Source organism: Gordonia liuliyuniae, assembly GCF_021739025.1.
In the GTDB taxonomy this organism is placed as follows: Bacteria; Actinomycetota; Actinomycetes; order Mycobacteriales; family Mycobacteriaceae; genus Gordonia; species Gordonia liuliyuniae.
Map to the genome: position 1 here is coordinate 349,976 of NZ_JAKKOT010000006.1, position 14,134 is coordinate 364,109.

The 14,134-nt window shown below is 66.1% G+C and carries 13 protein-coding genes; 3 read left to right on the top strand and 10 right to left on the bottom strand.

Features of this window, described 5'->3' with window-relative positions:
• Positions 1 to 941: 941 nt before the first annotated feature.
• Positions 942 to 1,865 (bottom strand): alpha/beta hydrolase, encoded by a 924-nt coding sequence (locus L5G28_RS14865; protein WP_237002192.1) that lies wholly within the window; start codon positions 1,863 to 1,865, stop codon positions 942 to 944.
• A gap of 317 nt (positions 1,866 to 2,182) precedes the next feature.
• On the opposite strand from L5G28_RS14865, the gene L5G28_RS14870 reads away from it, so the two are divergent.
• Positions 2,183 to 2,575 carry a DUF4189 domain-containing protein gene (locus tag L5G28_RS14870; RefSeq protein ID WP_236998687.1) on the top strand — a complete coding sequence of 131 codons (393 nt, stop codon included), beginning with the start codon at positions 2,183 to 2,185 and terminating at the stop codon, positions 2,573 to 2,575.
• 7 nt (positions 2,576 to 2,582) lie between these two features.
• Here the strand turns inward: L5G28_RS14870 and L5G28_RS14875 are convergent, their stop codons facing one another.
• From L5G28_RS14875 to lepA, 7 genes are all read right to left on the bottom strand, one after another.
• The gene (locus L5G28_RS14875) at positions 2,583 to 3,572 is read right to left on the bottom strand and encodes a sulfate/molybdate ABC transporter ATP-binding protein (RefSeq protein WP_236998688.1); all 990 of its coding nucleotides are present in this window, start codon (positions 3,570 to 3,572) and stop codon (positions 2,583 to 2,585) included.
• Position 3,573: 1 nt separating this feature from the next.
• A complete protein-coding gene (gene cysW, locus L5G28_RS14880; RefSeq protein WP_236998689.1) occupies positions 3,574 to 4,422 on the bottom strand; it encodes a sulfate ABC transporter permease subunit CysW in 849 nt (282 codons plus the stop codon).
• A complete protein-coding gene (gene cysT, locus L5G28_RS14885; RefSeq protein WP_236998767.1) occupies positions 4,422 to 5,222 on the bottom strand; it encodes a sulfate ABC transporter permease subunit CysT in 801 nt (266 codons plus the stop codon). The genes cysW and cysT overlap by 1 nt, the downstream gene beginning before the upstream one ends.
• A 32-nt stretch (positions 5,223 to 5,254) precedes the next feature.
• Positions 5,255 to 6,334: a sulfate ABC transporter substrate-binding protein gene (locus tag L5G28_RS14890; RefSeq protein WP_237002193.1), complete on the bottom strand. Its 1,080-nt coding sequence runs from the start codon at positions 6,332 to 6,334 to the stop codon at positions 5,255 to 5,257.
• A 201-nt stretch (positions 6,335 to 6,535) separates the two neighbouring features.
• Complete coding sequence (locus L5G28_RS14895; protein ID WP_236998691.1) at positions 6,536 to 6,736, bottom strand: hypothetical protein; 201 nt, start codon at positions 6,734 to 6,736, stop codon at positions 6,536 to 6,538.
• A gap of 9 nt (positions 6,737 to 6,745) precedes the next feature.
• On the bottom strand, positions 6,746 to 8,764 hold the full coding sequence (locus tag L5G28_RS14900; protein WP_237002194.1) for a M3 family metallopeptidase: 2,019 nt from the start codon (positions 8,762 to 8,764) through the stop codon (positions 6,746 to 6,748).
• Positions 8,765 to 8,768: 4 nt separating this feature from the next.
• Complete coding sequence (gene lepA, locus L5G28_RS14905; protein WP_237002195.1) at positions 8,769 to 10,622, bottom strand: translation elongation factor 4; 1,854 nt, start codon at positions 10,620 to 10,622, stop codon at positions 8,769 to 8,771.
• A gap of 115 nt (positions 10,623 to 10,737) precedes the next feature.
• Between lepA and L5G28_RS14910 the strand changes: the two genes are divergently transcribed.
• Positions 10,738 to 11,421 (top strand): alpha/beta hydrolase family protein, encoded by a 684-nt coding sequence (locus L5G28_RS14910; protein WP_237002196.1) that lies wholly within the window; start codon positions 10,738 to 10,740, stop codon positions 11,419 to 11,421.
• Position 11,422: 1 nt separating this feature from the next.
• Here the strand turns inward: L5G28_RS14910 and L5G28_RS14915 are convergent, their stop codons facing one another.
• On the bottom strand, positions 11,423 to 12,523 hold the full coding sequence (locus L5G28_RS14915; RefSeq protein WP_237002197.1) for a sulfotransferase family protein: 1,101 nt from the start codon (positions 12,521 to 12,523) through the stop codon (positions 11,423 to 11,425).
• Positions 12,524 to 12,717: 194 nt separating this feature from the next.
• Here L5G28_RS14915 and rpsT point away from each other — a divergent pair, with 194 nt between their 5' ends.
• The gene (rpsT, locus tag L5G28_RS14920) at positions 12,718 to 12,978 is read left to right on the top strand and encodes a 30S ribosomal protein S20 (RefSeq protein WP_236998696.1); all 261 of its coding nucleotides are present in this window, start codon (positions 12,718 to 12,720) and stop codon (positions 12,976 to 12,978) included.
• Between the two features lie 106 nt (positions 12,979 to 13,084).
• Here the strand turns inward: rpsT and holA are convergent, their stop codons facing one another.
• Positions 13,085 to 14,047: a DNA polymerase III subunit delta gene (gene holA / locus L5G28_RS14925; RefSeq protein WP_237002198.1), complete on the bottom strand. Its 963-nt coding sequence runs from the start codon at positions 14,045 to 14,047 to the stop codon at positions 13,085 to 13,087.
• Positions 14,048 to 14,134: the final 87 nt, after the last annotated feature.

Genomic DNA, 14,134 nt, shown 5'->3' on the forward strand with positions numbered 1-14,134 from the left:
ATGACAGTGATCTACCGTGCTGATTCCGGCGGGCAGTTCGGGCACCGGACAAAAGGGCCGGGCCAGCCGTTGGCGGCGAGCGCCGTGGCGATCTTTCGAGCCGTCGAGTTCAACGACCGTCTGCCACTCCGGATAGTCCAAGTCACGGAAACCTTTACGCCCGAACGCCGTCGGTGCCTGCCGGATCGGTGTCGGCAGAGCATGTCGACGTTCGACATGTGTCAGATATCGATGCTCGAGTATCGAGCAGGTTCCATTCTCGATGTCGGTCAGAACAGCCTGGACAAGGGCGCGGCGCGGCATCCGGGCCCGCTCCGACAGCGCCGTCCTCAGCTGGGGCGCAGCAGTGATCCGAGAGTTGACGGCATCGGCAAGTATCGCGATAGCTTCCATCTCGGTCCGAGCCGAGGCTGCGATGTCGAGCACTGCTTCGTGCACGCGAAGCCGCGGCGGACTCATGTTCCACACCACGTGACGGTCAAACGCCACCCGGCGATGAACTCGTACGCCTGGATGCTTGGTCACCTTGCGGTCCGACTCGATCACGACGTGGATCGTCTCCCCGGGGTCGGGCAGAACCGAGCGGTCGCACAGGGCAGCCGGATAGGCGTCGAGGACCGCAGCCCACGCACGTTGACGCCACGTCAACGGTCCCGTGTGATCGACATAGACCCCCGGATGAACCGTGGCCCACTCACGACGCCGAAGCCGCCGTCGAATGTCTGCTTCGGAGCAACCGCAATCGAGTGCTTGTCTTCGTGAGATCACACCGTTCTGCTCGTACAGCAGCACAGCGACCTGCGAATCGACGGAATGCGGCAATGCGCCCATACGTAGATCGTCACGGCTGGAGAAGAACGTGTAAAGCAGCTTATCCACAGGCGCGAATCGCGGCGGTAGATCACTGCCGCTCTATGACAGTGATCTACCGTGCTGATTCGTCACTGGTCGTGAAAGGTCCCGTCGAGGTATTCCGCGATGTCGTCGACGGCGGTCTTGCCGAGGCTCGCGACGCCGGCGAGATTGGCGACGAAGGCGTGGATCTGACCGTCGTAGCGGCGAGCCTGGACGGCGACGCCCGCGTCGGCGAGACGCTGGGCGTACACCTCGCCCTGGTCGCGGATCGGATCGTATTCGGCGGTCACGACGAAGGCCGGGGCCACTCCCGACAGGTCGTCGACGAGCATCGGCGACGACCGCCAGTCCTTCGGGTCGGACGGATAGTTCCTGCCGAACCAGCGCAGCAGGTCGAACGTGAGGAACTTGCCCTCCCCGTTCTCCTTGAGCGACGGATACGGCTTGGAGATGTCCGTCGCCGGATAGATCAGCACCTGGCCCGCGAGCCGATATCCGCTGTCTCGGGCGTCGATCGCGACGACAGCGGCCAGGTTGCCGCCTGCACTGTCGCCCGCCACTGCGATGCGTGACGGATCGCCACCCAACTCGGCCGCGTGGTCGCCGACCCAACGGGTCACCGCGATCGCGTCGTCAGACGCTGCCGGGAACGCGTTCTCCGGCCCTTTTCGATAGTCGACCGAGACGACGACCGCGCCGACCTGAGCGCACCACACCGTGCACGGGCCGTGCACCGACTCCGGCGACCCGACGACGAACCCGCCGCCGGGGAAATAGACGACCACCGGGAAAGGCCCGTCCCCCTTCGGGGTGTAGACGCGGACCGCGATGTCGCCCGCAGGCCCCGGAATCGTCCGCTCGACGACGTCGCCGACCTCGACCGGCGGCAGACCCGACCGCACGCTCATCTTGTCGAACGCACGCCGCGCCTGCTCGACGGTCATCTCGTGCATCGGCGTCGCACTCGCTATCGCGTCGAGCAGAGCCTGCGTGTTCGGATCGATCGGCATGAAACCTCCAAGGTGTTGCGGCGTTGCGGTGTCGCGGAGTTGGGGCGCGGTCGATCCCCAGTCTGCCCCACCGGTTCCGCGCCAGACATCCGCGGGCTTCAGCGACGTCCGCAGAGTTCGGCGACACAGCCGCGGGCTTCGACGACATACGCGGCACTCAGGAAGGCCGCGGACGTCGGTGGGACCCGCGGATGCGCAGACCGCCGACTCGGAGCGCGTCCTCCCTCGTGAGAGCGTTTCCGGAGGTGTATATCGAACAACCGACATGTGCCGTGTCCGCTTGGGGAATCTGAGCATCGCCTGAGTACTGTCTTCTCATGAAACTTCGCCAGTTCCTCGCAGCATTCGCAATCACGGCATCGCTCGCCACCGGTGCGACGATGCTTCCCGGCACCACGCCGACCGCAGACGCCGCATCCAACTATTGGGGTGCGATCGCCTGGAACTACAACGGTCGGACCGCCTACGCCGTGAACTACCACACCCAGAACAGTGCGAAGCGCGCAGCCAAGGCACGCTGCGGGTCGAACTGCGGTTGGTTCACCTTCTACCGCTCGTGCGGCGCCGCAGCCTACAAGTTCACCTCGACTCGCACTCGCGTCGGCACCGCACGCGGCTATGCGACCCGTGCGGGCGCCCAGCGCGCGGCCAAGCGTCAGGCCGGACCCGGCTCCCACATCCGGGCGTGGGCCTGCACCGCGGGACGCTAATCGTCCGTCAATCGAGTTCTGGCACCTTGGTGGCCCGCGCGAAGATCTCCTCGCCTGCGACGAGATTCAACGCGTTCTGATCGCCGCGGGTGATCTGAGCCAGAAACTCTTCGCCCGTCGTCGCAGCCTTCAACTCGACGCGCGTCTCGAAGCCGAGATTCACCACACGGAGAATCTCGGCTTTGACGACTCCGGTGTCCAACGACGAGTCCGGCCCGGGGAACACCATCTCGGGTGTGCGCCCCAGACGGATGTCATGGGGACGGACCAGCTCACCGTTCAACTTGGACACCGAACCGAGGAACGACGCGACGAACACATTGTCCGGGTGGTCGTACAGCTCGTCCGGTGCGCCGACCTGTTCGATGCGCCCCTTGTTGAGGACGGCGATCCGGTCGGAGACGTCCAACGCCTCCTGCTGGTCGTGCGTGACGAGCACCGTGGTCACATGGACCTCGTCGTGCAGCTTCCGCAACCATCGACGCAGGTCCTCGCGAACCTTCGCGTCGAGCGCACCGAAGGGCTCATCGAGCAACAGCACCTGCGGGTCGACGGCCAGTGCTCGCGCCAATGCCATACGCTGCCGCTGACCGCCTGAAAGCTGTGCCGGGTACCGCTTCTGGAAGACGGTCAGCCCGACGATCTCGAGGAGCTCGTCGACCTTGTTCTCGATCTCGTTCTTTCCCCGCTTGCGGATCTTGAGCCCGAAAGCGATGTTCTCCCGCACCGTCAGGTGTTTGAACGCCGCGTAATGCTGGAATACGAAACCGATGTCGCGTTGCTGCGGCGACGCCTTCGACACATCGCGGCCGTTGATCTTGACGGTCCCCGAATCGAGCGTGTCCAGGCCCGCGATGGCCCGCAGCAGCGTCGACTTTCCGGAGCCCGACGGTCCGAGAAGCGACGTCAACGAACCCTCCGGGATGTCGATCGACACGTCGTCGAGGGCCGCGAACTCCCCGTACCTCTTGTTGGCACCGATCACCGAGATGGACATGTCAGTTCTTCTCCTCTTCGACGATCGACGCGCTCGCGTCGGCCACTCGTCCTTGTACGCGTCGTTCGACGATGGTCATGACGACGAGCACGAGGATCGCCACCAGCATCAGCAGAGTCGCGGCGGCGTACGCGCCGAACTCGTTGTAGTCGTCGGTGTACCGGGAGTGCACCAACAGAGTCAGGGTCTGGGAGACGCCCGGGAAGTTCGACGACACCATCGTGACGGCACCGTACTCGCCGAGCGCGCGAGCCACAGTCAAGACCACACCGTAGGTCAGACCCCAGCGGATGGCTGGCAGCGTGATCCGCCAGAACGTCTGCCATCCCGTGGCCCCGAGCGTCGCCGCGGCCTCTTCCTGCTCGGTGCCGATCTCCCGGAGCACCGGTTCCACTTCGCGCACCACGAACGGCAGAGTCACAAAGATCGTCGCCAGCACCATGCCCGGCAGTCCGAAGATGATGCGGATGCCGAGCGACTCGAGACCGCCGAACCAGCCGTCCGCGCCCCACAGTGCGATCAGCGCGACGCCGACGACCACCGGGGATACGGCGAACGGCAGGTCGACGACCGCCTGCAGGATCCCCTTGCCGCGGAAACGTCCGCGAGCAAGCGCGAGCGCCGTCACCACGCCGAAGATCACATTGAGCGGGACCACGATCACGACGATCAGCAGCGACAGCTGCAACGCTGAGATCGCAGCAGGCGTGGTGATCCACTCCCAGAACTGGCCGAAACCGTGCTCGAAAGACCGCCAGAAAATCAGGCCGACCGGAACGATCAGCAGAACGAACAGGTAGATCAACGCGATACTGCGCAGCCCGAGCCGCGTCCACCTCGACACGATCATTAGTCCGAGCCCTCTCGACGAGTCTGGATGCGCGAGATGACGCGCAGGACGAACAGGACGATGAAGGCGATCACCAGCAGTGCGACCGAGACGGCGGCCGCATTGACGGGCTCGTCGACCTCGATCTGCTGCTGAATGTACTGCGACGACACCTGCGTCTTGCCCGGGATGTTGCCGCCGATCAGGACGACGGATCCGAACTCGCCGATCGCGCGAGTGAAGGCCAGGCCCGCGCCGGTCAGGATCGATGGCAGCAGGGCCGGAAGCACGATCTTGGTCCAGATGATCCGGTTGCTGGCGCCGAGCACCGATGCGGCCTCTTCGACACTGTGGTCGAGTTCCATGAGCACCGGCTGCACTTGTCGGACGACGAACGGCAGCGTCACGAACGTCAACGCGATGACCAGCGCGGGCTGCGTCGCCGACAGGTGGACGTCGATCGGGCTGTTCGGCCCGTACAGCGACAGCAGCACGAGGCTCGCGACGATCGTCGGCAACGCGAACGGCAGGTCGATGATCGCGTTGACGAACCCCTTGCCGGGAAACTCGTCGCGCACCAGGACCCACGCGATCAACGTGCCGAAGGCCACGTTGATGATCGCGACGACGAGCGACACCACCACGGTGATGCCGAGCGACTGCAGAGCAGGTTTCGCGGTGATCGCGTCCCAGAATCCGGCAGGCCCGTCGTCGAACGACTGAGCGGCGATGGCCGCCAACGGCAGCAGCACGATGATGCTCAGCCACAGGCCGGCGACGCCGACGGTCAAGCCGGTGCTCGACCGACGGGCCTTACTGATCCCGGCGGGAGCTTCGGTGGTCTCTGCGGTGCTCAACTGCCCGCCTCCTCGTCGTAGACGGCGGTGATGGCGCCGTCTGACCCGAACAGCTGCTTGTCGACATCCTTCCAGCCACCGAGGTCCTCGATCGTCGTCAGCTTCGTGATGTCGCCTGGGAAGTCGCCTCGGGTCTGAGCTGCGACCGCCGGATCCGTCGGTCGGAAACCGGCCTGCGCCCATAGCCGCTGGGCGGGCGGGGTGAACAGATGGTCGACGAAGGTCCGGGCCGCAGCGAGGTCGTCGCTCGTGTTGACGACGGCGACCGGGTTGTCGATGCGGAAAGTGTCCGACGGGACCATGTACTCGACGCGCTGCGACGCCGGCGCACCGGCGTTGTCTCGTTCGAGCATGATCGCTTCGTTCTCGTAACTGATCAACACGTCGCCCTGCCCCTGCTGGAACGTCGTGGTCGCTTCACGACCCGACTTCGGGAGCACGTGGATGTGGTTGCGCACCAGTTCCCGGATGTACCCGAGACCCGCGTCCGGGTTCTTCCCGGCGTCGCTCTTCGCTGCGTACGGCGCGAGGAGGTTCCACTTCGCCGAACCGGAGCTACCCGGGTTCGGGGTGACGACCTCGACTCCAGGTTTGAGCAGATCGTCCCAGGTATGGATGTTCTTCGGGTTGCCCTCCCGGACGACCAGCGCGACGACCGAACCGAACGCAACCGACTTGTTCGGGTGTTGGTCCTCCCAGTCCTCGTCGACGACGCCCGCCTTGACCAGGCGCGTCACATCGGGCGCCACCGAAAAGTTGACGACGTCGACGGGCAGTCCGCGAGCAGCCTTACGCGACTGGTCGCCAGACGCGCCGTACGACTGGGAGAAACCGATGTCGTGGCCCTCCGGCGTCTCCCGGAACGCGGGGATCACCATGTCGAAGCCGACCTTCGGGACCGCGTAGGCGGCGAGGTTCACATGCCTGCTGCCCGACGAGATGTCGATGCCGCCCGGCTCGTCCGTCGATCCGCCGCCGCACGCGGCGACCGACACGACGAGTGCTGCGACGACAGCGAGGCAGCCGATGATCCGGCGCGGACGCCGCACGCGCCGATAGGTCTTCTCCGAGTTCACTCGATGACGCTAACAACGTTGCGATCTGCACCTCAACGTAGATCGGCATTGCGCTCACACTGATTCGAACTCTCGCTTTCGGGTCGACAGTGGGCGGGTCTGTCTTCACCCGCTCCCGTCAGCGCAGGATGAGCCAGGCGATGATGACGAGAATCAGCAGCGCGACGAGCGCCAAGGTGACTTTGGAACGGAACATGAGATCTAGATACCCAATCCGTGATCGTCGCCGACGTCACGTCGGGCGAGCACTGAAAACGCTTTGCCGACGAGGTAGTTGACCCCGAAGGCGAGGATCGTCGCGAGCGGGATCGCGACCAACAGGAACACTATGAGCTGAGGGATGAACGGGAGACCGGTGAGCCACTCCTCCACCGAGTCCCACCACGCCAGCGCTCCGCTCATGCCGTCACCCTACTCGCCGGGCGCGGCGAGACCGCGCCGCGCCAGCAGCGGTCCGATCTGGGCGTCGCGACCGAGCATCGCCGCGTGCGCCTGCACCGGGTCCACGCTGTCGCCGCGGGAGAGGACGGCGTCGGCGAACGCCCGGCCGAGTTCGCGGTCCAATCCGCCGCCGGTGAGGAACCACTGCTCGGTCTCGGCGTCGAGCACCTCCGACCAGATGTACGAGTAGTAGCCGGATGAGTAGCCGCCCGCGAACACGTGGTTGAAGTACGTCGTGCGGTAGCGGGGCCCGATCAGCTCAGACCACAGCCCCGCCGCGCGCAACGCCTGCTCCTCGAAGGCGAGGACGTCGACGGGGATCTCGTCCGGACCGAGGCGATGCCAGGCCAGGTCGAGGGCGGCGGCCGCCAGATACTCGATGGTCGAGTGGGCCGTCTCGGTGGCCGTCGCCGCGCGCACCGCGTCGAGCAGCGCCTCAGGCGCGGGCTCGCCGGTCCGATAGTGCTTGGCGTAGCCGCCGACGACGTCCCGGTGAAGCGCCCACATCTCGTTGACCTGCGACGGGAACTCTACGAAGTCGCGCGGGACGGACGTCCCCGACTGGGACACGTAGTCGACGTCCGAGAGCAGTCCGTGGATCGCGTGCCCGAACTCGTGGAACACGGTGACCACCTGGTCGAGTGTGAGAAGGCACTTCTCGCCGTCGTCGGGCTTGGTCAGATTCGACACATTGACGATGATCGGCGACGTCCCGAGACTGCGGGACTGGTCGACGATGTTGTTCATCCATGCGCCGCCCCGCTTGGACGGGCGGGCGAAGAAGTCGCCGAGGAAGAGGCCGACACCCTCGCCGTCACGGGCGGCCTCCCACACGCGGACGTCCGGATGGTAGCCGTGCAGGTCGGGGCGCTCGGTCATGGTGAGCCCGTACAGCGTGTGCGCAGCGGTGAAGACACCGTCGCGCAGCACCGATTCGAGTTCGCAGTACTGCTCGAACTCGTCGATGTCGATGCCGCCGCCCGACCGTTGTGACGCGGCGAGCGCGTACGTGACGTCCCACGGCTGCAACTGCGCGCCGTCGGCGATCCGGTCGAGTTCCCGTCCGCCCGCAGCCATCGCCGCGTCACCGAGGTCGGCGAGCAGATCGGCTGCGGCCTGCGGGCTCGGAGCAGTCTGTTCGGCGATCACGTATTCGGCGTGGTCGGCGTAACCGAGGAGCCGCGCGCGACGGGCACGCAGTTCCACGATCTCGCGCACCGTGTCACGCGTGTCGTACTCGTTGCCGCGCGCGCACCGACGAATCGACGCCTCGAAGACCCGTCGGCGTGCGTCGGCGCTGGTCAGCTTGGCGACGCTGCCCTGACTCGTCGGCAGCTCCAACGCGATGAGGTAGCCGTCGTGACCGGCGTCTGTTGCGGCCCGTCGTGCGGCCGCGATCTCGCCGTCCGACAATCCGTCGAGGTCGGCGACGTCGTCGAACAGGACTGCCGACGCGTTCGTGTCGTCGAGGAGACGCTGGCCGAAGTCGGTGGTCAACGTCGCCAGCCGCGACGACCACTCCCGCATCTGCGTCTGGCCCGTCTCGTCGAGCGCGGCACCCGCGCGGACGGCGTCCCGGTATCGCTGCTCGACGAGTCGCCGTTGCGGCTCGGTGAGTCCGACCTCCTCGCGCGTCGCGTACACCGCTTCGATCCGCGCGAACAGCCGCGGGTTCATCGCGATCGTGTTGGCGTGCTCGGTGAGGCGGACGGCGAGCGTCTGCGCGATCTTCTGACGCGCCGGATTGCTGTCGGGCCCTTCGAGATTGACGAAGATCCCGTTAGCTCGCGCGAGGGCACGACCGGAGTTCTCCAGCGCCTCCACGGTGTTGACGAATGTCGCCGGATCCGGGTCGGACGCGATGTCGCCGACCTCGGCGAGATGCTCGGCCAACGCGGCGTCGTACGCGGGCAGGAAGTCGTCGTCGGAGATGGACGCGAAGTCGGGCAGACCGTACGGCAGACCGGAGTCGGCGAGGACCGGATTCATCGCGCTACTTGCCCTTCGGCTTGTCGCCCGCCTCGTCGGTGGACAGCGCAGCCACGAACGCCTCCTGCGGAACCTCGACACGGCCGATCGTCTTCATACGCTTCTTGCCCTCCTTCTGCTTCTCGAGCAGCTTGCGCTTACGGCTGATGTCGCCGCCGTAACACTTGGCGAGGACGTCCTTGCGGATCGCCCGAATGTTCTCGCGCGCAATCACCTTCGATCCGATGGCCGCTTGCAAGGGGACTTCGAACTGCTGCCGCGGGATCAACGCCTTCAGCTTGTTGGTCATCTTGTTGCCGTACGCGAACGCGGAGTCCTTGTGGACGATCGCGCTGAACGCGTCGACAGCCTCGCCCTGCAGGAGGATGTCGACCTTCACCAGGTCGGCTTCCTGCTCGCCGGACTCCTCGTAGTCGAGACTCGCGTACCCACGGGTCCGCGACTTGAGCGCGTCGAAGAAGTCGAAGATGATCTCGGCCATCGGCAGCGTGTACCGCATCTCCACACGCGACTCCGACAGATAATCCATGCCGCCGAGTTCGCCGCGCCGCGACTGGCACAACTCCATGATCGAGCCGATGAACTCGCTCGGCACGATGACCGTCGTCTTCACCACCGGTTCGTAGATGTGGCGGGTCTTGCCGGTCGGCCAGTCGGACGGATTCGTGACGACCTTCTCGCTGCCGTCGTCCATCACCACGCGATAGACGACGTTGGGGGCCGTCGAGATCAGGTTCAGGTCGAACTCGCGCTCGAGCCGTTCACGGGTGATCTCCATGTGCAGCAGACCGAGGAAACCACAGCGGAAACCGAACCCGAGCGCCACCGACGTCTCCGGCTCGAAGGTGAGTGACGCGTCGTTGAGCTGCAACTTCTCCAGCGCTTCGCGGAGCACCGGGTAGTCGGAGCCGTCCATCGGATACAGACCCGAGTAGACCATCGGACGCGGCTCGCGGTAGCCGGTCAACGGCGTTCCCGCACCGCCGCGCGCGGTGGTCACAGTATCGCCGACCTTCGACTGCCGCACGTCCTTCACACCGGTGATCAGATAGCCGACCTCCCCGACGCCGAGCCCCTTGGTCGCCTTCGGTTCGGGTGAGACGATGCCGACTTCGAGTAGTTCGTGCGTTGCCCCCGTCGACATCATCGAGACCTTCTCGCGCGGAACGATCTTCCCGTCCACCACGCGGACGTAGGTGACGACGCCACGGTAAGTGTCGTAGACCGAGTCGAAGATCATCGCACGGGCAGGGGCGTCCGCATCGCCGACCGGCGCTGGGATCTGGCGGATCGCCTCGTCGAGCAGCGCCGGAACGCCCTCACCCGTCTTCCCGGATACACGCAGCACGTCTTCTGGTTCGCAGCCGATGATGTGCGCGATCTCAGCGGCGTACCGGTCGGGGTCCGCTGCGGGCAGGTCGATCTTGTTCAGGACCGGGATGATCGTCAGATCGTTGTCCATCGCCAGGTACAGGTTGGCGAGCGTCTGCGCTTCGATTCCCTGCGCGGCGTCGACCAGCAGGATCGCCCCCTCGCACGCTTCGAGCGCACGCGAGACCTCGTAGGTGAAGTCGACGTGGCCCGGTGTGTCGATCAGGTGGATGACGTAGTCGTCGCCGTCCAGCGTCCACGGGAGGCGGACGTTCTGCGCCTTGATGGTGATGCCGCGCTCGCGTTCGATGTCCATGCGGTCGAGATACTGCGCACGCATCGCCCGCTCCTCGACCACACCGGTCAGCTGCAGCATGCGGTCCGCAAGCGTTGACTTGCCGTGGTCGATGTGCGCGATGATGCAGAAGTTCCTGATCTTGGCAGGATCGGTGAACGTCGTGTCTGCGAAGCTGGGAATCGAACTCACTCCTCGGGCGGCGGGGCCGGACCGGGTCCGGCACACAAATCACCCTCCAGTTTCGCACGTCGACCCGGCGGGCGACGATTCCCCGACCAGCCGGCGTGACGGTAGTGTCGCCCGCGTGACGAACGCCACCACCGTGACCGCCGGATCCGTCGCCGCCGACCTCGACTCGCCCGACGACCCGTCCGGTCTGATCGTGCTCGCGCACGGGGCGGGCAGCGATCGACGCTCCGTACTTCTCCGGACTCTCAGCGACGCGTTGGTCGACCGCGGGCTCGCGGTCGCGCGGATCGACCTCCCCTATCGTCAGCTCCGACCGAAGGGACCGCCGTCGCCATCGAAGGCCGCGCTCGATCGGGACGGCATCAGGTCCGCGGTCGCCCTGCTCCGAGAGAAGGTCGCCGTCGACGGTCCGGTGATCGTCGGCGGACAGTCGTACGGCGGGCGGCAGGCGTCGATGGCCGTCGCCGACGACCCCGGGCTCGCCGACGGACTGCTCCTCACCTCGTATCCGTTGCATCCGCCCGGCAAACCAGACAAGGCGCGGACCGCGCATCTCCCGCGGATCACGGTCCCGACGCTCGTCGTGCACGGCCGCTCCGACGCGTTCGGCACGTCCGACGAGTTCGCTGCTGTGCTCCCGGCATTCGGCGGGCCGACGCGGCTCATCGAGATCGAGAAAGCTGACCACAGCCTCAAACCCGAGCGCAGCGGCGTCGGACCGACCACAGCGGACGCGGTCGACGGTTGGCTGCTTCCGGCCGCGCGAGAGTGCGCGGCGAGCCGGTTCGGCTGGAGCTGAGTCAGCGTCGCAGCGCCTGCGTTCGACGTCGAACGGCGCGCACCACATTGCCGACCCGCGTCTTCAAGCGGACCGGCGGATCGATGATCGTCGACGCTTTCACCCATTGGGCGAGCGCGTCGAGCGCCGCGTCGAACGCCTGCTGATCGGTGACCGGCGGGGAGTCGGTGCCGCTGGGGGCGACGCGCAGGTCGTCGACCGTCCCCGACACCGGGTATTCGCCGTCGACGACGGCCGTGACGAGTTCCTCGGAGTACTCGGCGAGCCAGGAGAGTTGGTCGGCAGCGAGTCCGATGGGGGCTCCGCCGTCGACCTCGGCCATCACCTCGTGGATGAGGACCTGTTTGACGAGCCGCTCGTACCGACTCCATTCGACGTCGGTCGGCTGCAGTCGCATGTTGAGGCGACGCAGGAACTCAGTCTGGGACGCCGACAGCGAGCTGTTGTCCCGGACCGGCGGTTCCGGGAGGACGGCCGGATCGACGTCGACGACGCGCAGGAACCGTTCCCACAGTCCGTCACCGGGTGCGGCGGAACCTTTCGCGGGGACGGTCACCACGTGGACGCGGTCGGCGCCGACGACCGACGACCAGTCCGCGAGGACGCGCCGACAGTCCTGGAACTCCCAGAACGGTTCGTCACCTGGAGCTTCGGGTCCGCCGCTGATCGACGAGAGGAACTCGTCAAGGGTGGTGCGACGCTGATTCTTGACGTTCTCCTGCCAGACCGACGGGACCTGCCGTCCGAGGTCGCGCACGGTGAGGATCGCATGGACTTCGTCGGCGAACGACAGGTCGTCGACCAGGCTGCGGATCCGGTCCGGGCCCGCGTTGGCGAACAACTCGTGCGAGACGAGTGAGCGTCGCGGCCATGCGCGCATCTGTTCGACCATGGCGGCCCATGCCCCGGCGTGCTCGGGCCGTGCCCAGTCGAGGTACCGCTCGGGTTGCAGGTGGGTCGCCGCATGGAAATGGTCGTCCATGTTGACGCCCGGGTACAGCAGGCCTGCGGCCATCGCGTGATCCCGGTTCTGCCAGAGGCGACCCTGAATGTGCGTGGTGCCGGTCTTCGGCAGACCGACGTGGACGTAGACGACTGACATGGCCCCCACCCTATTAGGATCACGGTGAGCGCAATCGGGCCGACTCGGTCGGCCTCACGATTTGGGCGGCTCCCCCCGGCGCTGGTATCGTTGACCGCTGTTGCGCTTGACGCCGACTTCTCGGTCGCGGAGCGCTGCCCAGAACACAGTACGGACGGCCGAACGGCCGCTGACAACGACGAGAAGGAATTCGCGTGGCAAACATCAAGTCGCAGATCAAGCGGAACAAGACGAACGAGGCGCGCCGTCAGCGCAACCAGTCGATCAAGTCGGCCCTGCGTACTTCGATTCGCACCTTCCGCGAGACCGTCGCCACCGGCGACAAGGACAAGTCGGCGGAGATGCTCCTCGACACGAGCAAGCAGCTCGACAAGGCTGCGTCCAAGGGCGTCATCCACAAGAACCAGGCCGCCAACAAGAAGTCGGCGATGGCTGTGGCAGTCAACAAGCTCTGACTCTTCGCGGGCCCCGGTCCGCAGCTCTTCACACGCATGTACGGGACGAACCCCGACGGTGTCCACGCGGCCGTCGGGGTTCTTCTCGTATCGGTCGAGCTGGCCCCTACCGCCCCCGCCTCGGCCGCAGTTGCGCGACCTGTGACACGGCGCGTTCGACGGCGTAATCCATGTCTGCGGCTTGCCCTTTCACATCACCGTTGAGGTCGGCGACGACGAGCATCGCCTTCCCGATCGAGTCGGAGTCCCAGGCGCGTGCCTGACCTTGGATCTTGCCGACCCGTCCCGGCGGCATGCCGAGCTCGGATGCGATCGAGTACTTGTCTGCACCGCCCAATGAGCGGACGCGGGCGATTCCGAACACGGCTTCGGCGAGGGCATCGGCGAGGAGCACCCGTGCGGTTCCACGATGCTGGGCCCAGGAGAGCGATTCCATCGCGCCTGCCAGGTCGCCGGTGACGGCCTTGTCGGCGACCTCGAAGCCTGTCACCTCGGCACGCCCGGTGTAGTAGGTGCGCACGGCCGCGGCGTCGACCTTGCCGTTGGTGTCGGCGACCAACTGATGGCAGGCGGCGGACAGTTCACGCAGGTCGGATCCGACCATGTCGGTGACGAGCTCGACTACTTCGGCACTCACTTTGACGCCGAGTTCGCGAAACTCAGCGCGCACGAAGTCGACCCGTTCGTTCGGCCACTTGGGCGCGACACACGCGAACTCTTGTGCGCCCTCCTTGCGGAGGAGGCCGACCATCGACTTCTGGCGTCCACCCCCGGAGTGGATGACGACCATCGTGATGCCTTCGGGCACCGACGTGGCTGTCCCGACGATGAGTCCGGCCGGTTCTTTGCCCGCGGCGTCGGCCGCTTCGACGACGACGACGCGTTCGTCCGCGAACAACGACGGGCTCAACAGTTCGGCGAGTTCGGGTGCGGTGACTTCTCCCGCACGCACGCGAGTCACCGGGACGTCGACCCCCGCCTCGCGCGAGCGTTCCGCGCTGATTCGCGAGATCACGCGACCGGTCAGGAAGTCGTCATCGCCGAGCAGAAGGAACAGTCGATCACTCACTCGTCCATCCTGTCATCCCGGCACCGACGGAGCACGGCCACGCCGGGCGAGGACTCCTCCTGCAGCTACTGCTACGACACTGATACA